Below are 23,182 nucleotides of genomic sequence, written 5' to 3' on the forward strand. Positions count from 1 at the left end.
TTAAGATGTAAAATCCTGCCTATATTAGAGCCAAGACGAATTAGCATTACAATGGATATACTATTCCTGATCTTAGGATTCATATTAATACTCGGTGGAATTGTCGGAAGCTTTCTACCCGTGCTCCCCGGCCCGCCACTGGGATGGGTGGGATTGCTGATCTTATCCCTGACCGAAGCCATTCCTACAGACTGGTGGTTTTTGACCATTACCGGCCTGGTAGCCCTGGCCGTTTTCGTGGTAGACTATGCTATCCCTGTTATGGGAACAAAGAAATTCGGCGGGAGTCGTGCCGGTATGATAGGGACGACTATTGGCCTGGTTATTGCCATCGTATTCCCCGTACTCGGGATCTTCGGGATCGTCATATGGCCGTTTATCGGAGCCTTGGTCGGAGAGCTACTGAACAGGGCCGATCAAAAAACTGCTTTAAAAGCGGCATTCGGATCCTTTCTCGGTTTTCTCACCGGGACCTTCCTGAAGTTTTTGGTCAGTGTAATTTTTCTGGGATTGTTTATCTCCAAAGCCTGGGAATATCGTGAGGCTCTATTCCCATATTTTTTCAGCTAGTTACAGCCATTGTACTTTCCCGGCGATTGGATTCCGGCTCCCTTTCTCCAGCTCTTCGTCATAATACCCCATATAGAAGAACCCAAGGCATTCTTCTCCTTGCTCCATCGGCAAGAATTCATCCATATACCGGATCAGCCCGGGAGAGCTCCAATAGCACCCTATTCCCATTTCGGTACAAGCCAGCCACATGTTCTGCACGGCCATCGCGGTTGCCGCAACCTCTTCCCAAACGGGAAGGCTTTCTGCAGGATCGCGCTGCATACAGATGGCGATCACTGCCGCAGCCTTTTGAGGGTTTTCTAGTAGTTTCCGGGTTTTTATCTTCTTCGGGCGGTCTTCAGTCGCAGTGTATTTGTTCGAGAGGAATACGCCTAACTTTTCAAGACTGTCCCCTGTCATCACTTTGAACCTCCAGGGTTCTGTCTTTCTATGAGTAGGAGCCCAGTTCGCCGTTTCCAAAATCTTTTCTATTGTTTCTTTGGCGATGGGTTTACCATTATACTGGTCCGGGAATACCGATCTCCTGTTCCTGATCAAATCAAATATCATACACATTTTTTTCGGTTATAAAAATACTACATCCCACTTACATTCTCTGGCCATAATAACTTTAAGCATTGGTCCAGAGCCTGGTTCCGGTTATCCTCTTTCCAGATAACAGAGAGTACCGCTCTCTGAGGTATGCTTTTCAGTTCTATGAATTTTACACCCATGTTAAACCCGTGCTGCAGGGAAGTAGGTACAATAGAGATTCCAAGTCCATTCTCTACCAGTTTAAAAATGGTCTGTGCGTGCACCGATTTATGGGATACCCTGGGACTGAATCCTTGCTGTTCACAGATACTCATCACCGTGTCGTAATACAATGGGCTGTAATCCTGTGCAAAAAGAATAAAATTCTCTTCAGCGAACTGTCCAATATCACGGAATGTTTCCACAGCACACCAATGATCTTCCGGGAGCACCAATGAAAACGTATCCTCGAATACGGGTTTCAATTTTAATCCCTCCGGCACCCTGGCCAGGCGGACAAAGCCAATGTCTAACCGGTCTTTTAAAATTGCACTTAACTGGGCATTATTAGACAATTCCTCCAGGCTGGTCCTGATATTTGGATACTGCTGCTGTAGCTCTACCAGCAAATCAGGGATCACCTGCTGCATGGCAGATCCTAAGAAACCGATCCGTACTTCTCCTAACTGCCCCTCCCCGATCAATTTCAACTGACGAGTGGTGACCTCAATATGGTTGAGCAGAAATTCCACCTCTTCTTTCAGGTACTCCCCTGCCCTGGTCAGGCTCACCTTTTTTTTATTCCTGTCAAATAAAGGGGTCCCGACCAAATCCTCCAACTGGCCGATCTGTCTGCTAAGCCCGGGCTGTGAGATAAATAATTTTTCTGCAGCCTTCCTGAAATGCAACTCCTCGGCCACCATCAGGAAATAACGCAGGTGTCGCAGTTCAATATGATTACTTGTAGTTATCAACTGTTGACTATTTTGATATTGGTAATTATCAAACATAATCAATAATTTTAAGCCAACAAATCATTGAAACATGGCGGAATTACAACAAGGCTTTAATTATGGTGAACACCACCTGAGTGCCGGTCTCGCACTATCATTGGCACGCGGGCATATCAGCGGAAAACTAACACCCCAAACCCGTAAAAAAGTCAGGGAAAGTGCTCAGATCGTGGCACGGATCGTCGATAAGGGTGAGCCGGTCTACGGGATTAATACCGGCTTTGGCCCTCTCTGCACCACGCGCATTTCTAAGGAGGAGACCAGGATACTACAGACCAACATTCTAAAAAGCCACAGTGTTGGTGTGGGAAAACCAATTGAAAAGGAGATTGCCAAACTGATGCTGGTATTAAAGCTCCATTCCCTGGCCAAAGGCTATTCCGGGATTGCAGAAGAAACCCTGGACCGCATACTATGGCACTTAGAAAATGATGTAACCCCTATAGTGCCCGAACAAGGCTCTGTAGGTGCTTCCGGGGACCTGGCGCCGCTATCGCATCTCTTCCTGCCCTTGATCGGGCTTGGGAAGGTATGGTATAAGAATGAAGTCCTTACAACCGAGCAGTTATTCAAAAAGAAGGGGATAAAAGCCCTGGAACTCGGTCCAAAAGAGGGCCTGGCATTGATTAATGGCACCCAATTCATTGCCGCCCATGCCGTAAAGGTTATTGCCAGGATGCAACGATGTCTCTCACAGGCGGATATCATAGGTGCAATGATGGTCGAGGGATTGCAAGGTTCCATAAAACCATTTTATACAGAATTGCATCAATTGCGCCCGTTTAAAGGAAATATACACGTGGCGCACCGGATCACTTCGCTGCTTAAGGATTCCGAGATCATGGAAGACCACATAGATTGTGACCGGGTGCAGGATCCCTATTCACTTCGTTGTATGCCACAGGTGCACGGCGCATCAAGGGCAGCCTGGCTTCACCTAAAAGAATTATTGGAAACCGAGCTGAATTCGGTTACCGACAACCCCATAATCATCGATGACGAGCTGACCATTAGTGGGGGCAACTTTCACGGTCAACCCCTGGCGATGGCCTTGGATTATGCCTGTCTTGCAGCCTCTGAAATCGGGAATATTTCGGATCGGCGTACTTACCTCGCCCTGGAGGGAAACAGTCCCGGCGTACCTAAGTTACTGATGAAGGAGACCGGTATCAATTCGGGCTACATGATCTTACAATACACCACGGCAGCGCTTGCCAGCGAAAATAAAGGTTTATGCTTTCCCTCAAGTGCTGACAGTATTCCTACCTCCCTGGGGCAGGAAGATCACGTAAGTATGGGGTCTATCAGTGGGCGCAAGGCGCTGCAGGTTATTGAGAACGTAGAGAAAATCCTGGCTATAGAATTATTGACTGCGGCACAGGCGTTCGAATTCCGAAAACCTCTTAAATCGGGAAAACTATTGGACGAGGTTCACCGGGCCCTGCGCAAAAAAGTTCCATTTGCAGAAAAGGACAGGGTCTTTTCCGAAGATATTGAGAAAGGCATTCAGATGATACGGGAGGGCAGCCTGCTGCAGTTAGTCCGCAATGCTGCCGAGAAAGAAAATTTATCAATAGAGTCCCCTTATTCGGCTGAATTTGAGGTATTTTAACAGCAGTAATTCCTGCTGCCGAATTTATAAACAGAAATTATCCAATGAAATTAATAGGTCCGTTCAGGCAAATAATTACCATGGCAAACCTCCCACTTAAAGGAGCTTTGCAAGATGAGCAATTAAATATTATTGAAAATGGCGGGATCATTGTTGACGAAGGCATTATTCAACGCATAGGTTCTTATCAGTCCCTTCAACAAGAGGCTGAGGAAGAAGGTTTTCAAATACAAGCCTTAACTGGGGATCACGTTTGTATTCCCGGGTTGATAGATTCTCATACACATATCTGCTTTGGCGGAAGCAGGGCAAGGGATTACGCCTACCGTAATGCCGGGAAAACCTACCTGGAAATCGCGAAGGCCGGAGGGGGTATATGGGATACCGTTATGCAGACCCGTGCTTCCAGTGAAGATTCGCTGGTCTCCCTTATAAAAGAAAGGGCGGAGATCCTCCTGTCAAACGGGGTTACTACCATAGAGGTAAAAAGCGGCTATGGATTAACGGCGAATGAGGAATTGAAAATGCTGAGAGCCATTAAAAGAGCTTCCGCGGATCTTCACCCCGATCTTATACCTACTTGCCTCGCAGCCCACATGCTGCCGCGAGATTATGATAAAGGAGCAGAAAGCTACCTCGATGAAATGTCTGAACATTTATTTCCTGTAATCAAAGAAGAGGGGCTAGCATCCCGGGTGGATGCCTTTGTGGAGGAAAGCGCCTTTAGCCCGGAGCAGATAAAGCCATATTTTGAAAAGGCCAGGAATTTAGGCTTCGCCATTACCGTCCATGCTGACCAATTCTCAGTGGGTGGCAGCCAGGTAGCCATTGATTGTGGAGCAGTAAGCGCAGACCACCTGGAGGCAAGTACCGAAGACGAAATAAGGAAACTCGCTGCCAGCGATGTGATTGCAACGGCCTTACCCGGAGCGACAATCGGGCTCGGATGCGGATTTACTCCTGCCAGGAAATTGCTGGATTCAGGAGCTGCGCTGGCCATTGCCAGCGACTGGAACCCCGGCTCTGCACCAATGGGCGACCTACTGACCCAGGCTGCTATCCTGGGAACTTTTGAAAAACTGACCAATGCAGAGGTCCTGGCCGGAATTACCTTCAGAGCAGCCGCAGCCCTGCAGCTCAACGACAGGGGTATAATCGGTACGGGTAAAAAAGCCGACTTTGTCGCTTACCCTACTGCCAATTACCAGGAGATCTTATACCGGCAGGGAAGTCTGACTCCTTCAATGGTATGGACAGACGGAGAGCTTTCTTTTGATTCAAAAGACAAATAAGCATGGCAGAAACTTCAACATCGCAATTCCGACAACTGATCCAACAGGGGATCCCTGAACAACTTCCTCCGGCCCGGTATCCGGACCCTGCTGTTCCTCACGCACCTCTCCGCAAGGACATTCTTTCTAAAAGTGAAAAAATACTGGCCATACGCAATGCTCTCAGGTACTTCCCAGAGGAATGGCACCGGGAGCTGGCTCCGGAATTCGCACAAGAGCTCAATACCTATGGCCGAATTTATATGTACCGGTTTATGCCTGAGTACCCCATGTTCGCCAGGCCCATTAAGGACTACCCGGCGAAAACTTCACAGGCGGCGGCCATAATGCTTATGATACAGAACAACCTGGACCCTAATGTGGCCCAGCACCCCCAGGAATTGATCACCTACGGTGGGAACGGAGCAGTGTTCCAGAATTGGGCACAGTATTTACTCACCATGAAATACCTCTCCGAGATGACGGAGGAACAGACCCTACACATTTACTCCGGGCACCCCATGGGATTATTTCCATCTTCTAAAGATGCTCCCCGGGTGGTGGTAACCAACGGGATGATGATCCCAAATTATTCCGAACCCGACCATTGGGAACGATATAATGCCCTTGGGGTGACCCAATACGGCCAAATGACCGCCGGGTCTTATATGTATATCGGACCGCAAGGCATTGTACACGGAACCACCATCACCGTGATGAATGCCTTCAGGAAAGTACTTCAGTCTAATGAGACGTCTGCCGGCAAGGTATTCCTTACTTCCGGCTTGGGTGGAATGAGCGGTGCGCAGCCTAAAGCCGGAAATATCGCCGGATGTATAACGGTCTGTGCCGAGGTGAATCCTGCAGCTGCTCATAAAAGGCATGAACAGGGCTGGGTGGATGAATTGGTTACCGACCTGGATAATCTCGTTAAACGCACCAGGCAGGCCATCAGTGGTAATGAAGTAGTTTCCCTCGCCTTTATCGGTAATATCGTAGAAGTATGGGAACGCTTTGATGAAGAAGACATTTTTGTTCACCTGGGATCTGACCAGACCTCCCTTCACAATCCATGGGCGGGAGGATATTACCCCGCCGGACTCACTTTTGAAGCCTCTAATACCATGATGAGAGAGGAGCCGGAAAAGTTTCGAAAAAAAGTACAAGAATCCTTGCGCAGGCAAGTAGATGCCATCAACAGGCATGCCGAAAAAGGCACCTATTTCTTTGATTATGGTAATGCCTTTCTCCTGGAAGCATCCCGGGCGGGTGCATCCATTATGGATGAGAACGGTTCTGAGTTTAAATATCCCTCTTACGTTCAGGACATCCTTGGTCCCATGTGCTTTGATTTCGGTTTTGGCCCTTTCCGATGGGTCTGTACTTCGGGTAAACCCGAAGACCTTAAACGATCAGACGAGATAGCGCTCCATGTCATGCGCAGCATTCAAAAAGAAGCCCCGGAAGAAATCAGTCAGCAGATGCAAGATAATATTCGCTGGATAGAAGAAGCCGAGAATAATAAATTAGTGGTGGGTTCACAGGCCCGAATCCTTTATGCCGATGCAGAAGGTCGCGCAGCCATCGCCCAGGCTTTTAATGAAGCTGTTCGCAGCGGGGAGATCAGCGCTGCAGTAGTTCTCGGTCGGGATCATCACGATGTAAGCGGAACCGACTCCCCTTATCGCGAGACCAGCAATATCTACGACGGAAGTAAGTTTACAGCAGATATGGCTATACATAACGTTATTGGGGATAGTTTCCGGGGGGCAACCTGGGTCTCTATCCATAATGGTGGTGGTGTTGGTTGGGGAGAGGTGATCAATGGAGGATTCGGAATGGTTCTCGATGGTTCTGAGGAAGCTTCACGGCGCCTGAAGAGCATGTTATTTTACGACGTAAATAATGGAATTGCACGGAGAAGCTGGGCGCGTAACAAGGGTGCCTTATTTGCGATAAAAAGAGAAATGGACCGCAGCCCGGAACTGACTGTTACTGTACCCAACTTAGTTGATGATGATATTTTGAATAAACTGTTTTAATCTTATAAGACCCATGGCGAATTACACATTGGCCAAGACTGAGCTCTGGCAGGGACGCGAGTCCGAAGAACAACTTTACCTTCATGAAAAGGTGAAATTTGTAGATCTTGAGTCACCGGAGCTTCAATTGCCGGAAAAAACCGTTGCAATTCTCGGTTATGCCTGTGATGTCGGGGTCTCCCGTAACAAGGGAAGGACAGGCGCCGTGGATGGGCCTGATGCTTTTAGACGCCAATTTTCCAAACTCCCGAACCATTTACATTACCATACCGGTTTAGTAGATGCGGGCAATATAGAGTGCCGGGATAATAAGCTGGAGGAAACCCAGGAGTTACTCGCGGAGAAAATCACATCACTATTGAGAAAAAGGGTGTTTCCCATAGTGATCGGTGGTGGGCATGACATGGCGTACGGTCATTTTAAAGGTCTGTTGGGATATACGGGAACTAGACGCACCATTGGCATCATCAACCTGGATGCACACCTGGACCTGCGTTCCAATGAGAATGGAAATCATTCCGGGAGTCCTTTTTACCAGATCGGAATGGAAAGCAAGGAGCAGAATTTCCCATTTAAATATATGTGTATGGGTGTGAGGAGTGATTCTAACGATCGTTCCCTTTTTAAAACTGCAACTTCTTTAAGAGTGGAGATCATTCCGAGAGAAGTCTTTTCCATTCACAGGAGGGAGGTGGTGATCAGCCAGTTACAAAAATTTATCAATACGACGGAAAACCTCTACCTGACCATAGACCTGGATGGGTTCTCTTCTGCTTTTGCCCCCGGGGTGAGTGCAGCTTCTCCCGTAGGTTTTTCTCATGATATAGTCATGGAGGTTCTGAAGACGATTATAAGTTCAGGCAAATTACTCAGTATGGACATTGCCGAACTCAATCCTGCTTTTGATATAGACCAGCAGACCGCCAAACTGGCGGCCACACTGGTACATAGAACAATTCATAGCTTACCCTTAAGGTAACCAGGACTTATAGTAAGCGCCATTATCAATATCAAGAGCGGCCTGGGTAACCTGTAACGGTTTAAACGTATCGATCATAACCGCTAGTTCCTCAGTACCTTTTTTACCGATACTGGCCTCATAGGTTCCGGGGTGCGGACCATGGGGTATTCCTGCGGGGTGCAAGGATATATACCCTTTATCTATTCCCTTCCTGCTCATAAAGTCCCCATCCACGTAATAAAGGACCTCATCAGAATCTATATTAGAGTGGTTGTAAGGTGCGGGAATGGATTCCGGGTGATAATCATATAACCTGGGCACAAACGAACATACCACGAAGGCACTGGTTTCAAAAGTCTGGTGTACTGGTGGCGGTTGGTGCACCCTCCCGGTTATGGGTTCAAAATCATGTATAGAAAAAGCGTATGGGAAATTGTACCCATCCCAGCCCACAACGTCAAACGGGTGTGTCGCATACACCAGCTCATGTAATTCTCCTTGCTTTTTGATCTTCATCACAAAGTCACCCTTTTCATCATGTGCTTTCAGGTTTCTCGGCAATTTAAAATCGCGCTCACAAAACGGGGAGTGTTCCAGGTGCTGACCAAACCAGTTGCGGTAGCGCTTGGGTGTATATATTGGATGGTAGGATTCTGTCACCAGCAGCCGGTTAATCTCCGTATCAAACTCGATCTGGTAGATCATACCCCTGGGAATCAGGATATAATCGCCATACTCAAATGGAATTTCACCCAAAAGTGTTTTAAGTGTTCCGGTCCCTTCGTGAATGAACAGTAATTCGTCCGCATCCGCATTCTTGTAAAAATAATCTGTCATGGATTTACGCGGGGCAGCCAGGCCAATATGCACGTCCGAGTTAAAGAGTACCGTAGTTCTGCTTTCCAGGAAATCATCCTTGGGTTTTACCTGGTACCCCTTTAATAATCTTGATTTTATATTGTGCTCTACAGCAGCTTTAGGCCTCACATCCTTGCTCTCCCGGACTTCTTTTACCTGTGTTGGCCTGTGAAGATGGTATAATAAGGAAGACATCCCATCAAAGCCGATGGTTCCGAAGAGCTGCTCGTAATGCAGGCTGCCGTCCGGTTTTTTAAATTGGGTGTGCCTTTTATGAGGGATCTTTCCCAGTTTATGATAAAGTGGCATAGTTTAAAGTTTACAGTTCTGTTTACCTGCACTTGTATCCTCCTGTACGCAACCTATTTCGGTTAACAGGTGCAGGGGCTTAAAATTACGATAATTATGAATCTAAATGAAATCGATCAAAATGGATAGTAGCCCGTAGCTTATAGAGAAGGATTAGTTTGAAATGCATCAATTTTTGCGGCATTCGCACAAGGGATACTGATTTACGAAGCGTAATTTATGCAAGGATAAAAATGATTTGAACATGGAAAAGAATAAAGAAAATAAAAACCCTGGTTACAATCCCGAAGTGACCAAGGAAGACCTGCAAGCCCTTGGAAAAAAGGGACTAAGTATGGATGCCCGGGACGACCGCAAATTACAGCAGCGTGAAAAGCAGGTAGACTTTACAGGGAAAGACCTGGACGTCCCCAAAGGCAAACAAAACATCCTGGATAATAACAGCAAGGTTAAAGATGAAGAAAACAAGTTCTACAGCCAGGGAGGAGAACGAAAGAATAACCTTGAAGAAAGAAAAGACAGTTAAACCTAAAACCTTCGTATTATGTCAGATGATAATGAGAACTTAATAGAACAAAAGAAAAAGCAGAGCCTGGAAGAGCGGGCCATAGACGAATCGGCAACACATGGAAAAGAAATAAATCACCAGGTGAAGGATAAAAAGAACCATCACCAACCACGTGACACAGCATAACACATCTACTTGTGCTACGCCATCAAAGAATGGGAGGTCTTAAAAGAAAAAAAGCCTCCCATTTTTTTTGGAAAGCCTTTCATTGGTCCGAGCCGGTTTCCCGGTCACATTCCATGCACCTTAATTAAGATGCACAACACAACACGGCAAATATAGGAAAGCTTTTTTATTTCTCCGACTTAAGCATCAACTTTCCCCTTTCCGGTTATAGGTCCGAACGATCAATCGTGCTGCTTTATCATAGTTGATATAGTTATAAACCCAATTAAAAAAGACCACTACCTTGTTCCTGAAACCTACCAGGGCCATCAGGTGCACGAACATCCATATCAACCAGGCAAAAGTTCCTGAAAAACTACCTCGACTTGGCAGATCTACCACCGCTTTATTCCTGCCGATAGTAGCCATGGTTCCCTTATCAAAATAGCTGAAAGGCTCCATTTCCTTCCCTCCTAGTAAGCGTTCAAAATTAGAGGCCAGGTGTTTTCCTTGCTGAATGGCTGGTTGCGCTACCTGTGGATGTCCCTCAGGGAAATCCTCAGTCTCCATATAGGCTATATCCCCAATAGCAAAGATCTCCTCAAATCCTTTTACCTGGTTAAAGCGGTTTACTTTAAACCGGTTAAATCGCTCTAACAATGCCTCTTCAGGCAGGCCCGGTATTTTAGCGCCGGTGACTCCTGCTGTCCAGATGAAATTCCTGCTGCTGAATTCATCTCCCTGGTTCGTTTTTAATACCGTGCCGTCATAGCTCTCTACCATGGTATTCAGGTGAACAGTCACCCCCATATTTTCTAAAAATTCCTGTGATTTTCTTGAGGATCTTGGTCGCATCGGTGGCAGGATACGATCGGTGCCTTCAAAAAGATGGATCTCCATTTCAGCCACGTTAAGATGTGGGTAATCTCGCGGGAAAACATTCTTTTTGAGCTCTGCAAATGCCCCGGCTAATTCCACACCCGTTGGGCCGGCGCCGATAATACAAAAATTCAATAAGGATAGTCGCTCCTGCCGGTCTGTAGAATCGTCGGCTTTTTCGAAATTCTGTAACATATAGCTACGGATATTTAAAGCCTGGGGGACACTTTTCATGGGCATGGAATACTCCTTAAAACTCTCGTTCCCAAAATAGTTGGTCCTGGTACCTGTGGCCATCACCAGGTAATCATAACTGACTTCTCCTTTATTGGTCACTACTGTTTTCTTCTCCGGTTCTATCCGTTCAACCTCAGCCCACCTGAAATGAAAGTCTTTTAGTTTCTTGAGGATTTTTCGGATAGGATAAGCAATTGAGTCCGGTTCCAGTCCCCCGGTAGACACCTGGTATAATAAGGGTTGAAAGGTGTGATAGTTATTCCGGTCGATCATTACGATCTGTACTTTCTGTCCTTTCAGGGATTTCGCGAGGTTAATACCGGCAAAGCCACCACCAATAATTACGATTCTTTTAAGTTCTGACGCTGGAATGTTCATGGGGTACTTTTTACATAAAAATACTTAAAGTAATATGAACTAGATGTATTTACAGCTACTATATCCACTAGACAAAATTCCAGAATTCCGGATAAAAAGAATTCGCGGGGTTGTTCATCTGTTCAAGTTGTGCATTGGTCGTAATCTCAAGGGGTACAGGAAGATAAACGCTATTTTTACTGCTGCTACCTAAACACCCACGCATGAATAACCTACGATTGATAATAACCACTGCACTGGCTCTAACCTTTTTACTGTCTTCGTGTACAAAGGAGTCGCCACTACTGCAGGAAAAAGAATATGAAGTCCTGGAGGCGAAGACCTCTGGTTCTAAAGTAAAAAATAATAATGGTCAGCAGTCACAGCCAAAGATCCTCTCGTGGGTAAAAAGCATGCAGCATCCCAATGGACTGTTAGAAAGTGCAGAATATACAGATTACGTGTCTCTTTATGACAATTCCCTGGCTGCTATTCTGTTCATTAACACCGGTAATGTGAACCGAGCTGAGTACATATTTGATTATTTCAATGAACGCCTTGAGACCGAGTTTAAAGTAGGGAGTGGGGGTTTCTATCAATCTAGGGGAGTTTCCGGTCTTCGCTCTGAACGTAGATGGATGGGAGATAATGCCTGGTTATTAATCGCATTGAATTACTACGAAAAACAGACAGGAAATAGTACATATAACGCCATGCAACAGGCACTTGAAGATTGGCTAAGACAATCACAGGACGCTGATGGCGGAATCCGTGGGGGATACAATGATGACGGAACTCCAATACATAAGGTAACGGAAGGAATCCTGATGGCATACCATGCGGTAAAAGGGTATGACGACTTCCACAAGGGCATCCTTAACTTCCTTAAAGAGGAACGTTGGGACTCAGATACCCAGGACCTGGTGACCGGTTCTGATGACGACCGCTATAATTTCGCGATGGATCTTCACCCCTTGGGTTTCCTGGTCTTAGAAGACTTTCCTGAAGCTTCTTTGGCTAATCTGGATCGTTATTATAACACCCAGGAAAGCACCATGACAGGTACCATGATATCCGGTTATTGCTTTGATACAGACCGGGATGTGGTTTGGATTGAAGGGACGGCGCAAGCTGCAGTAGCTTACAATATGGCCGGGAGTCGTGGAAAACAAAAACAGATCCTGTCCGAGATTGAAAATAATTTGATATCAGGCAGTTATTTGCCGGGAACTCAGGGATTGCCTTATAGTGTAAACCCGGGCACGACATTCGGAGCCGCCTACCTCTGGGAACATGCGGATTTATCTCCGGCACTTTCGTCAACGATATGGTTTCTCTTTGCCGAACTGGACATTAATCCCTTCGGTTCTGACAACAAAGATCTGCCCAGCTCGGACAAATTCTGGAATGCTTCTATTTAGAGGGTATTTTAAAAGTCACTACAGGGATATTGGAATGATTCGCAATATCTTCTCCTATACTGCCCATGAAGAAATGGGATAAACCCTTTCGTCCGTGTGTAGAGATCCCGATGATGTCCGCATTGTAATCTTCGGCAAAATTGAGCACACCCTGCTCTACCGAATAGTCCTGGTATATTTCGACAGATTCCCCAGAAACGGCTTCCGATTGAAACTCAGAAATCTTTTGGTATATCTCACGGGAACTGAGGAAATCGTCCCCCGGGGTGTTCACAAATAGCGGTTTTACATCCATGTTTAGCAGCTTAGCAAAGTCTTTTGCTCGCTTAAAGGCAGGCACGGATTCCATTTCAAAATCACTGGCAAAGATCATGGTCTTCGGCTGAAAATCTTCAATCTTCTTTTTGATCACCAATACCGGAACCGTGGAGTGACGTACTACTTTTTCTGCATTAGACCCTATAAAAAGTTCCTCCAAACCGTCTGACCCGTGCGACCCCATAACCACAAGGGAAGCATTGTGTTTTTCGGCAACCTCGTTTACTTCACTGAATACCTTAAAATGTTTAATGACAGGGGTAATCTTGACCCCTTTTAAAAATGGTTTATCGAGGAATTCTGAAAGTCTCTTTTCTGCAAGTTTCAACAGGAATACGGTATGCTCCTGGTAATACCCTTCCGTAGAAGAAATAATGGCCTGGTTGAGTTCTAACATATGCAAGACCAGTATTTCTGAATCGTGTTTCCTGGCTAAAGAAGCAGCAACTTGCAGGGCATTCTCACTTTGTTCGGAAAAATCTAATGGGACTATTATAGTTTTCATATTGTCGATTTTATTACACAAATTTAGTTTTTAGTCATATCCCCGAACATGACCATAATCATCAGATCCGGTTGTAGGAGTCATTCATCCAGGGATAAGGCTTCCTTTTCATCCATAATCCCCTGGTAAAGTCAGGGAAGTCCTGTGGCGCACCGTTATTCTCAATAGACACCTCCGAAAGCGGGGTTACGGCACTCCAACTGGCCGCGTCGTAAACATCTATAGGAGGCGCTATCCCGGCTTTGGCAGATTCGACAAAAGCCTGGAGCACAAAGAAATCCATCCCACCATGGCCTGCTCCTTCTGCATATTCACCGTATTTTTTCCATAAGGGGTGATCGTATTCTGCTAACCATTCCGAGGCGTTCTCCCACTGATGGGCAGGAGATTTATCTTCAATATATATACGATTGCCATCAACCTCCCAGATGCCATTGGCCCCCTGCACCCTGAATCCAAGGGAGTACGGCCTTGGCAGGTTACAATCATGGGTAACGATTATGGTTTCACCATTGGTGGTTTCTATGGTAGAGGTGATCACATCGCCTTGCCTGAACTTCACCTTGGCATTGGGATGTTGCTCTCCCCCGTGCTTTACCACGTAATTATGCAGCCCAATTCCCTTAGTGGCTGTCGAAGTTATAGAGCGTAAACGGTTTCCCCTGTTAATATTGGCCATGACCGCGATAGGCCCCAGGCCGTGGGTAGGATACACGTCTGCATTCCGCTTAACGGAATGCCAGGTTCGCCATCGGGCTTCGGAGATCGCTTTCTCGCCAAATTCCACTCCCCCGCCATAGGGTTGTTTCCCATCGTTGAACTTTACATGCCTCAGGTCGTGTTGGTATCCACATCTAAAATGTACCAGTTCCCCGAATACATCTTGCCGAACCATATTTAATACCGCCATGATATCCCTGCGGTAGTTTACATTCTCCAGTAACATCAGGTGAGTCCCGCTTTTCTCATGAGCTTCTACCAGGTCCCAGCATTCTTCCAGGGTATTGGCTGCAGAAACCTCCAACCCTGTATATTTGCCCGCTTCCATGGTATCTACAGCCATTCGGGTGTGCCATAACCAGGGCGTGGAAATGATCACGGCATCTACCTCCTCCAGGTTGAGGAGCTCCCTGTAATGATACTCGCTCTCACTAAATATTTTTGGCGAATCAGAGCCTTTTTTAAACATCTCTTTCGCTATTTCTATACGGGTCGGATCTATGTCACATAGAGCGGTTACTAAGACATCCTCACGGGCAAGTAGATTTTTTAAGTGATTGGTACCACGGAGTCCCAGGCCGATAAGGCCTACTTTAAGAATTTCTTTTTTGGGAGGGGTCGCTGCATGCAGCATTCCCGGGAGAACATAGATCCCTGCTCCCATCAAGGTGCCATTCCTGACAAATTTTCTTCTGCTTATCATTACGGATCAGATAAATAATTCAGTTTATTAAATTATGAAAATCTCCTGCACAGCAACAGCTATCCTCAATAAAATCCTATTTTTGCAAGCATTAAACACACATTATGACACTTCTATTAATGGCCGCGGGACGCGGTAGCCGATACGGTAAATTAAAACAGTTTGACGGATTTGGTCCTAAGGAAGAATTCCTGATGGAATTCAGTATATACGACGCTTTAGAAAACGGTTTTGAGCACATCGTAGTAATTACTCAGAAAGACAATGTGAACTACCTGAATGAATACCTGAGCTCTCGCCTGCCCAGTGACATTAAATTAGATGTGATCCCCCAGGAATTATCGGATCTTCCGGAAGGAAGCAGTTATTCCGGTGAACGTCCTAAGCCTTGGGGAACTGCCCATGCAGTTTGGTCTGCCAGGAATGTCATCGACAATCCATTCGCAGTAATCAATGCCGATGACTATTATGGTAAACAAGCATTTGAGAATGCGGCGAGATTCATCAGGGATGGTGCCGGGAAGGACAATTATGGCCTGGTAGCTTATACCCTTAGTGATACCTTATCTCCTTTCGGAACTGTTTCCAGGGGCGTATGCCAAACCAAAGGACATATGCTCGAGTCTGTACAGGAACGAACCAAACTACAGCAAGAAGGAGCTGTCGTAAAGGACCATGAGAGTGGAAAGGAATTTACCGGGGAAGAAATGGTCAGCATGAATTTCTGGATCTGCCATCCATCTATATTCAGTCATATCGAATCCGATTTCCGGGAGTTTCTTAAAGACGAAAAAAATATCCAGGGTAGTGAGGTTTACTTACCCTTTGTAATACAGGAAATGCTGCAGGCCGGTGAGGTCTCTGTAGAAGTCATCCCTTCGCAGAGCCAGTGGTTCGGGGTTACATATTCTGAGGACAAAGAATCTGCGGTCAGTCTTTTGCAGGATATGACAGCTACGGGAGGTTACCGATCTCCTTTATGGAATATGGAACAATAGTAATGGACAAGCCGGGCATCCAGGAAATATTTTCAAAGTTTTCAGGTTGCCCGGCTATTTCTGTAAAACCAGTCAACCAGGGCCTTATAAATGCCACTTTCCTGGTTACAGACCAGGATAATAAACAATTCATTCTTCAGCAGGTCAACCGTGAAGTGTTTCCTGAACCCCTGCAGCTAATGCAGAACATTGCAAGGACACTTCCCCTCCTTTCAGACCCGGATTACCATGCCCTGAAACTTTATCGCACCCTTGGGGATGAGCTACTCTACCAGGATCGCCATAAGAATTATTGGCGCCTTTTTTCTTACGTACCCGGTAGCGAGGCTTACGATCTGCCCCCGGAATTAAAAGTTGCTGAAAAGGCAGGCTGGTTAGTCGGTAAGTTTCACTGTTTATTGCAACATGCAGATCCCTCTCAATACCATGTGGTTATTCCGGACTTCCACAGTCTTCAACACCGGTACAGGCAATTTGAAGAGGCCCTGTTACAGGGCAAGGAGGAACGGCTGTCAAAGGTTAAACCCTTGCTTGGCTTCATCACTCATACTGCGGCCATCCTCCAGGAGTATATGTCTGATGAGTTACCAGTGCGGTTATGCCACAACGACACCAAGCTGAATAATATGTTGTTTAGTAGCGATGACAAGAAACCCCTATGCCTCATAGACCTGGACACCCTGATGCCGGGATTCCTTCGTTATGATCTTGGTGATGCACTTCGGACAGTAGTCAACACTGCTGCTGAAGATGAACAGGCGCTTGAAAACATCAGCTTTTCAAAAGAACATTTCACCGCTTTTATTGAAGGTTTAGGACAGCATCCCGTTTTTATGACCGAAGAAGAGAAAAAAGAGATTGCGAATAGCGTTGCCTATATGCCGTTTCTACACGGGTTACGGGCATTGACCGATTACCTAATGGGCGATGTATACTACAAGGTGAAATCTCCGGAACAGAATTTAGACCGGTCCCTGTCCCTATTCCGGTTTGCGGAACTGGCCCTGGCGGAAAGATTATTTATGCAAGGGGTGGTACAGCGAATACTCAGATAAAAATGGTATCACTCTTGGGATAAATAGGCTTTCAGCCCCAGGTATACCCCGTTGCTCCAGCCAAATCCATCCTGTACGGGGTATTCTCCTCCACCGGCTTCAAGAGTCATATCCTCCACATTGTATTTTTCTACGAACTTACCCGTATTAGCATATACTTTTTCATTGAGTGCCACCCAGCGTTCAGCAATAGTCCGGGCAAGATCATCATGGCCATAACGCTCCAGGCCCATAACGGTCATCCATTGTAAGGGAGCCCATCCATTTGGAGCATCCCATTGTTGACCACTGTGGTTAAGGCTGGTCACCACTCCGCCTGCTTTGAGGAAATTCTGACGAATGTAATTAGCTATCTTATCCGCCTGCTCTTGTGTAGCCATGCCCACAAATAATGGATAAACGGTTGCAAGGGAACTAACCGAAGTCGGTTTTTTATCTACCCAGTTGTAGTCTAAAAAGATGCCTTTTTCTTCGTTCCAGAAAACTTCGTTCAGGAATTTTTTCCTGTCCTCCATCCGGTTTTCCAACAGCTGGACGAAAGCGGTATCTTCCGGGAAGGATCGTACTAAAACAGTTTCCATTCCATACATCAACGCATTCAGATCAACCGGTATGATATCTGTAGTTTCTATAGTAGCCATGTTCTTAGCATCGGCAAACCAACGAGTGCTGTAATCCCAGCCGGATTCGGCCCCCGATCGCAGATCCCTGTACATCTTTTCACCCCCTCCTGCTTGTTCTACCAATTCGTAATCTTCACGATAAGACTCTTGCCTTGGGATATGGCTGGCGTCGTAATACCTGTTCATTATCCCATGTTCTGTATTAACACAGTGTAGTATAGGTTTGGAATCTTCACTACACCCTTCCATCCAGAAATTGTATTCTTCACGTAAGGCGTCTCGGTATGTTTCGTAGACCTCATCACCCTTGTGAGCAGCATATAGATTGATCATAAAGGCAAAAAATGGTGGCTGCGAACGGCTGACGTAGTAAGTCCTGTTCCCATTAGGGATGTGCCCTATAGTCTCTACGAGGTAAGCAAAATTATCGAGCATGGACCCGACCAGGTCCAGTTTTCCACTCTCCGCCAGGCCTAGCATGGTAAAGTAGCTGTCCCAGTAATACACTTCACGAAATCGGCCTCCCGGTACAATATAGGGCTCCGGTAGGGGTAACAGTGTACTTCCCTTTTCATCCTTGTCGGCCTTTCGCTCTAAAACAGGCCATAGTGCTTCTACATGTTCGCTGGCAGTTCTGTCCGGATCCGACTTAAAGTCTGTGCTTATCAAGGGTGGAGTCTCAAAATGTTCCAGGATAAATGCCTCGAGGTCAAATCCGGGATCATCTTTTTGCTCCTTGTAGCGTGAAACAATTTCATCATAAGGATATTTTGCGGTGCAATCCACGAAAGTCTTGCCGTCCTCGAACACCTGCTGTAGCTGGACCTCCGCAAAAAGATCTCCTAAAAGCTCATCCGGCGTTTTAATTTCCGGTTGCTCCGCAACCTCTGTAAGTACATTTTGGACTGCGTGGTCAACCTTCTTATCGGTCTCGGTTTTGCACTGGACAAATACTAGAAGTAAGAAGAATAGGTATAGGGATCTCATAGGACATTTCCGTAATGGTTATTCCCTACAAAGTACAGTATTTTTTGACAATGTAATTAGTTAAAAGCGGGGATCCCGGTAATATCTGCCCCGGTAATCAGCAAATGAATATCATGCGTCCCTTCGTAGGTGATTACACTTTCCAGGTTCATCATATGACGCATAATACTGTATTCACCGGTAATTCCCATCCCACCGAGAACTTGCCTGGCCTCACGAGCGATCTTGATCGCCATTTCTACATTGTTCCGTTTGGCCATGGAGATCTGGGCGGTCGTGGCCTTGCCTTCATTTTTCAGTTGTCCCAAACGGAAGGCCAGTAATTGCGCCTTGGTGATCTCAGTGATCATTTCGGCCAGCTTCTTCTGTTGTAATTGTGTGGCAGCAATAGGCTTTCCAAATTGCACTCTTTCTTTGGCATATCGCAGTGCGGTATCATAACAATCCATAGCTGCACCGATAGCACCCCACGCAATACCGTATCGAGCAGAGTCCAGGCACCCAAGCGGTGCACCTAAACCGTTCTTGCCGGGAAGCAGGTTATCCTTGGGCACTTTTACGTTATCAAAGATGAGTTCGCCGGTGGCCGAGGCTCTTAATGACCATTTATTATGTGTTTCCGGAGTACTGAACCCTTCCATACCCCGTTCTACGATAAGCCCGTGAATACGTCCTTCTTCGTTTTTTGCCCAGACTACGGCTATATCTGCAAACGGTGAATTGGAGATCCAGAGCTTGGCTCCGTTAAGGAGGTAATGATCTCCCTTATCCTTAAAATTAGTGACCATCCCACTGGGGTTAGAACCGTGATCGGGCTCAGTAAGTCCAAAGCATCCGACGAGGTCCCCAGTGGCTAGTTTAGGGAGAAACTTCTTCTTTTGTTCCTCTGTACCGTAGGTGAATATGGGGTACATTACCAGGGAGGATTGTACGGAGGCTGTAGAACGGATCCCACTATCTCCCCTTTCAATCTCCTGCATGATCAGCCCGTAACTGATCTGGTCTAATCCTGCCCCTCCATATTCCTGTGGAATATAAGGCCCAAAAGCTCCGATCTCGGCCAGACCTCCCAATAATTCTTTCGGAAATTCAGCTTTTTGCGCATATTCTTCAATAATGGGAGAAACACTTCGTTTCACCCATTGCCGGGTTGCATCCCTGACCAGCTTATGCTCTTCGCTAAGAAGGTCGTCCAGGTTAAAATAATCGGGAGATTCAAAAAGATCGGGCTTCATGTTCCTTGGTTTTTCTCAAAGGTAGCTAAAGAAATATCACATATACAACCCCGCTTGTTAGATTTTAGTATTGAGTTTAGCTTCGCAGGTATTGTGACAGAAGGAGGTGAAAATGATGTACGCCTTTCTCCTTTGTAGGGGAGAACCGGCCATGAGAGTACAAGCCGGATTGAATACCTTTCTGAACACTTTCCACAACGGCTTCGTCCTCCATTTCTACCGTGTCAAGACCAGATCCTGCACCCTGATCTAGTTTGCTCTCATCATAGACATAAGTTCTGAAACTCACTTTACTCTGATCTTCGGAAACAGGCTTGACCACATTTACAGAAAGACCCCAGGGATAAAAGTTAAACATGAGGTTAGGGAACACCCAGAAATAATATGCAGCCACCTTCTTCCCGTGATCCACATGGTCTATGGGTATGTCGAACACCAGCTCTTCATCAGATGAAGCATAGCCAACCTGCAGGGAAATATGATCAAACAATAGGGTATCATAGCTACCGTACTCCAGTACGGAGTCTAATGCCTTATGGACGAAAGGAATATGGAACCCTTCCAGGTAATTATCACAGTACAAAGCCCAGTGTGCGTTTATCACGTAATCACTGGAACGCTCTTTTTTAAGATGAAAATTCTTGATCCCCATATGACCGATACGTTCTTCCATGACCAGCAGTATTTCGCGTAAATCAAAAGCAGGGTCAAGGGATGTAAAGAGATGGGGACCCCAATGGTAGAGATGCAGCTTGGTCAGGTGATCACACTCTGAAGGAAAGGATTTCGCCTGTTCAAATTCGGGCATATACTCAAAAGTACCATCCAGTGCAAATCTTCGGCCGTGGTAGCCGCACACCAGTTTCCTGCTTTTACATGCTTTGTCTATCAGCAGGTTGCCCCTATGGGTGCAGACATTGCTCAGGCAATAGACCTCACCGGTAGCATCTTTGGTGAGTATCAAGGGTTCCGGGAGAAACCCATCCAAAAGGAAAAAGGGATATACCCTGTGTGGGACGGGAACAAGAGATTCATCTCCTATCCACTGCCAGGACCTCCTGAGTATTTTATTCTTAAGCGCTTTAAACACTTTCGGGTCGCGGTAAAAAGAAGCCGGCAGCGTCTTTGCTTTTGTAATATCCGGATCGATATAATAATCGTACAGCATAACCGATTGTTTTTGTACTTTAGGAGAACAACCCACTCAAATGTAACCAATTAATCCCGATTTTTCCGGGGTGATGTAAATGGCTGAAACATCGGAAGAAAAGAAAATGGGATTATGGATGAGCACCTCGCTCGTCGTTGGAAATATGGTAGGAGCGGGTATATTTTTAATGCCCGCTGCGCTTGCTACTTATGGAGGGATCAGCATCCTTGGATGGATCGCTTCGGCTTTTGGTGCCCTTGTCCTGGCCAAGATCTTCAGTAAACTCAGCACACTGATCAGTGACAAAAGTGGTGGGCCCTATGCCTACACTCATATAGCCTTTGGCGATTTCATGGGGTTTATGATGGCATGGGGTTACTGGATTTCTATCTGGGTGAGCAATGCAGCTATCGCCATCGCTTTTGTCAGTGCACTGACCGTTCTTTTCCCCATCCTTGGTGAAAATTCATTACTGGCAGTACTTACCGGGTTAAGTGCAATCTGGTTCCTTACCTGGATCAATACTAAGGGCGCAAGATCCTCGGGTACCATGCAACTGGTCACCACCATCCTGAAAATTGTACCGATCACTGTGGTCATCATTGGTGGATTTTTTTTCTTTGATATCGCTAATTTCAGTCCTTTTAATCCCAGTGAAGAAAGTGGTTTTGGCGCCTTTGTCATCACAGCCAGCATGACGCTTTATGCCTACCTGGGAATTGAAAGTGCAACAGTGTCATCTGGGACTATCCGTAATCCGGAGGTCACCATTCCGAAGGCAACAATGCTGGGTACTGTTATCACCACCCTTTTATATGTTTTCAGTACAGTGGTGATCATGGGGATGATCTCACTGGATAAATTGGAAACTTCCCCTGCACCTTTTGCTGATGCCATGGGGATCATGACCGGGGAATGGGGAAGGCAAGTGGTAGCCGCCGGAGCTGCCATCAGCGCCTTTGGCGCCCTTAATGGATGGATCTTACTGGTTGGGCAGGTCCCCCTGGCTGCAGCACAGGACCGGCTTTTCCCACCGGTATTCGGTAAAACCAATAGCAGCCAGACCCCCTTCCTGGGCGTATTAATTGGAAGTGTACTTACTTCATTAGTGATGTTGATGAATTTCACGGAAGGCTTGGTAGACCAGTTTAAATTCCTGATCCTGCTCACTACAGTCTGTATGCTGGTTCCTTATCTTTTTACCACAGGGGCATTCGTAGTCATTATGATGAAGCGTAAAGTACCCAAAGCACCGTGGTGGCCGATTATAAGTTTAGCCGGCATTGGGTTTATATACTCCCTGTGGAGTATCTATGGTACAGGAGAAAAATCCGTTTTCTGGGGGTTCCTGCTGCTGATGAGCGGCGTTCCTCTCTATGTCTGGTTAAAATGGAAGAGCATTAAAAAATAACTCACATTTTAAGGTAGAAATCAGCGGTTAAGTCGCGATAGGCATCGGTATATACATGTCGTTCTACTTCAATGACTAATTCCTCGGAATGGACAACTTCTTTTAAACGGCTTAGCGAGATCAGGCTCCGGATTATGGGACGGTCCGCCCTTCCTTTTACCCGGCAAATTCTTAGCGGCCATAAACCCAAATCTGCAGCCAGGGAGAGAAAATGTTCTTCGCTCTGATAGGGAATTACAAAAGAACTCTGTCCTGTACCGGATAATAATCGGGAACAACTTTCTAACAGTTCTTCAAAGGACAAGGAACCCGTTTGCCTGGCCTTCATCCTGGCTTCTCCTTTTGTCTTGTCCCCTGTTCCGTGACCACTATGCGGTTCAAAAAATGGTGGGTTACAGACGATCAGGTCGTAAGTCTCCTCCATCTGGTCTACAAATTCGTCCAATCCGGCATGGTAGCAGAACAATCTGTCGCCCCATGGGGATGCTTCAAAATTTTCCACACATTCCTCGTAGGCGTCACCATCTAATTCTATGGCATCGATCAGTTCCGCATCAGAGCGTTGAGCCAGCATTAGTGCGACCAGGCCAGTCCCGGCTCCTATATCGAGGATACTCCGGGGATTATGGTCTAACGAGGCCCACGCTCCTAAAAGCACCCCATCGGTCCCCACCTTCATAGCCGAACGCTGCTGTCTTACACTAAAACTTTTAAAGTGGAAAGGTTTATCCATAGGCGGTCAAAGGTCTTATTTCTCC

General features: G+C 46.3%; 21 protein-coding genes. 11 read left to right on the plus strand and 10 right to left on the minus strand.

Features of this window, described 5'->3' with window-relative positions; genetic code table 11:
* Positions 1-51: 51 nt before the first annotated feature.
* Positions 52-570 carry a DUF456 domain-containing protein gene (locus PP178_RS01720; RefSeq protein ID WP_272592576.1) on the plus strand — a complete coding sequence of 173 codons (519 nt, stop codon included), beginning with the start codon at positions 52-54 and terminating at the stop codon, positions 568-570.
* On the opposite strand, the gene PP178_RS01725 is transcribed toward PP178_RS01720, so the two are convergent.
* The gene (locus PP178_RS01725) at positions 571-1,122 is read right to left on the minus strand and encodes a nitroreductase family protein (RefSeq protein WP_272592577.1); all 552 of its coding nucleotides are present in this window, start codon (positions 1,120-1,122) and stop codon (positions 571-573) included.
* Between the two features lie 26 nt (positions 1,123-1,148).
* Positions 1,149-2,096: a LysR family transcriptional regulator gene (locus PP178_RS01730; RefSeq protein ID WP_272592578.1), complete on the minus strand. Its 948-nt coding sequence runs from the start codon at positions 2,094-2,096 to the stop codon at positions 1,149-1,151.
* 34 nt (positions 2,097-2,130) lie between these two features.
* On the opposite strand from PP178_RS01730, the gene hutH reads away from it, so the two are divergent.
* From hutH to hutG, 4 genes are all read left to right on the plus strand, one after another.
* Entirely contained in the window at positions 2,131-3,711 is a 1,581-nt protein-coding gene (hutH, locus tag PP178_RS01735; protein WP_272592579.1) for a histidine ammonia-lyase, read from the plus strand.
* An 80-nt stretch (positions 3,712-3,791) separates the two neighbouring features.
* On the plus strand, positions 3,792-5,003 hold the full coding sequence (hutI, locus tag PP178_RS01740) for an imidazolonepropionase (protein ID WP_272592580.1): 1,212 nt from the start codon (positions 3,792-3,794) through the stop codon (positions 5,001-5,003).
* A gap of 2 nt (positions 5,004-5,005) precedes the next feature.
* Positions 5,006-7,024 (plus strand): urocanate hydratase, encoded by a 2,019-nt coding sequence (locus tag PP178_RS01745; protein WP_272592581.1) that lies wholly within the window; start codon positions 5,006-5,008, stop codon positions 7,022-7,024.
* Positions 7,025-7,037: 13 nt separating this feature from the next.
* A complete protein-coding gene (hutG, locus tag PP178_RS01750; protein WP_272592582.1) occupies positions 7,038-8,003 on the plus strand; it encodes a formimidoylglutamase in 966 nt (321 codons plus the stop codon).
* Here the strand turns inward: hutG and PP178_RS01755 are convergent.
* On the minus strand, positions 7,995-9,152 hold the full coding sequence (locus PP178_RS01755; protein ID WP_272592583.1) for a homogentisate 1,2-dioxygenase: 1,158 nt from the start codon (positions 9,150-9,152) through the stop codon (positions 7,995-7,997). The genes hutG and PP178_RS01755 overlap by 9 nt on opposite strands.
* A 244-nt stretch (positions 9,153-9,396) precedes the next feature.
* Here PP178_RS01755 and PP178_RS01760 point away from each other — a divergent pair, with 244 nt between their 5' ends.
* Both PP178_RS01760 and PP178_RS01765 read left to right on the plus strand, forming a co-directional pair.
* Entirely contained in the window at positions 9,397-9,678 is a 282-nt protein-coding gene (locus PP178_RS01760) for a hypothetical protein (RefSeq protein ID WP_272592584.1), read from the plus strand.
* An 18-nt stretch (positions 9,679-9,696) separates the two neighbouring features.
* Complete coding sequence (locus PP178_RS01765) at positions 9,697-9,846, plus strand: hypothetical protein (RefSeq protein WP_272592585.1); 150 nt, start codon at positions 9,697-9,699, stop codon at positions 9,844-9,846.
* A 186-nt stretch (positions 9,847-10,032) separates the two neighbouring features.
* Here the strand turns inward: PP178_RS01765 and PP178_RS01770 are convergent, their stop codons facing one another.
* Positions 10,033-11,319, minus strand: coding sequence for an NAD(P)/FAD-dependent oxidoreductase (locus PP178_RS01770; RefSeq protein WP_272592586.1), 1,287 nt, complete (start codon positions 11,317-11,319; stop codon positions 10,033-10,035).
* A 203-nt stretch (positions 11,320-11,522) separates the two neighbouring features.
* On the opposite strand from PP178_RS01770, the gene PP178_RS01775 reads away from it, so the two are divergent.
* A complete protein-coding gene (locus PP178_RS01775; RefSeq protein WP_272592587.1) occupies positions 11,523-12,719 on the plus strand; it encodes a hypothetical protein in 1,197 nt (398 codons plus the stop codon).
* Here the strand turns inward: PP178_RS01775 and PP178_RS01780 are convergent.
* Positions 12,712-13,542, minus strand: a complete 831-nt coding sequence (locus tag PP178_RS01780) for a universal stress protein (RefSeq protein WP_272592588.1) — start codon at positions 13,540-13,542, stop codon at positions 12,712-12,714. The two genes, PP178_RS01775 and PP178_RS01780, sit on opposite strands and share 8 nt — an antisense overlap.
* Before the next feature lie 61 nt (positions 13,543-13,603).
* Positions 13,604-14,965: a Gfo/Idh/MocA family protein gene (locus tag PP178_RS01785; RefSeq protein ID WP_272592589.1), complete on the minus strand. Its 1,362-nt coding sequence runs from the start codon at positions 14,963-14,965 to the stop codon at positions 13,604-13,606.
* A gap of 104 nt (positions 14,966-15,069) precedes the next feature.
* Here PP178_RS01785 and PP178_RS01790 point away from each other — a divergent pair, with 104 nt between their 5' ends.
* Positions 15,070-15,963: a nucleotidyltransferase family protein gene (locus PP178_RS01790; RefSeq protein WP_272592590.1), complete on the plus strand. Its 894-nt coding sequence runs from the start codon at positions 15,070-15,072 to the stop codon at positions 15,961-15,963.
* A complete protein-coding gene (locus tag PP178_RS01795) occupies positions 15,945-17,018 on the plus strand; it encodes a phosphotransferase enzyme family protein (protein WP_272592591.1) in 1,074 nt (357 codons plus the stop codon). Before PP178_RS01790 ends, PP178_RS01795 begins: the two co-directional genes overlap by 19 nt.
* Before the next feature lie 8 nt (positions 17,019-17,026).
* Here the strand turns inward: PP178_RS01795 and treF are convergent, their stop codons facing one another.
* From treF to PP178_RS01810, 3 genes are all read right to left on the minus strand, one after another.
* Entirely contained in the window at positions 17,027-18,628 is a 1,602-nt protein-coding gene (gene treF / locus PP178_RS01800; RefSeq protein WP_272592592.1) for an alpha,alpha-trehalase TreF, read from the minus strand.
* A 56-nt stretch (positions 18,629-18,684) separates the two neighbouring features.
* Positions 18,685-19,863 (minus strand): acyl-CoA dehydrogenase family protein, encoded by a 1,179-nt coding sequence (locus PP178_RS01805; RefSeq protein WP_272592593.1) that lies wholly within the window; start codon positions 19,861-19,863, stop codon positions 18,685-18,687.
* A gap of 76 nt (positions 19,864-19,939) precedes the next feature.
* On the minus strand, positions 19,940-21,031 hold the full coding sequence (locus PP178_RS01810) for an aromatic ring-hydroxylating oxygenase subunit alpha (protein ID WP_272592594.1): 1,092 nt from the start codon (positions 21,029-21,031) through the stop codon (positions 19,940-19,942).
* A gap of 79 nt (positions 21,032-21,110) precedes the next feature.
* Between PP178_RS01810 and PP178_RS01815 the strand changes: the two genes are divergently transcribed.
* Positions 21,111-22,424 carry an amino acid permease gene (locus PP178_RS01815; RefSeq protein ID WP_272592595.1) on the plus strand — a complete coding sequence of 438 codons (1,314 nt, stop codon included), beginning with the start codon at positions 21,111-21,113 and terminating at the stop codon, positions 22,422-22,424.
* Position 22,425: 1 nt separating this feature from the next.
* Here PP178_RS01815 and PP178_RS01820 read toward each other — a convergent pair whose 3' ends face one another.
* Positions 22,426-23,157, minus strand: coding sequence for a tRNA1(Val) (adenine(37)-N6)-methyltransferase (locus PP178_RS01820; RefSeq protein WP_272592596.1), 732 nt, complete (start codon positions 23,155-23,157; stop codon positions 22,426-22,428).
* Between the last annotated feature and the right edge of the window lie 25 nt (positions 23,158-23,182).

Origin of the sequence: Zeaxanthinibacter sp. PT1, from assembly GCF_028464225.1 — a bacterium.
Taxonomy (GTDB): domain Bacteria; phylum Bacteroidota; class Bacteroidia; order Flavobacteriales; family Flavobacteriaceae; genus Zeaxanthinibacter.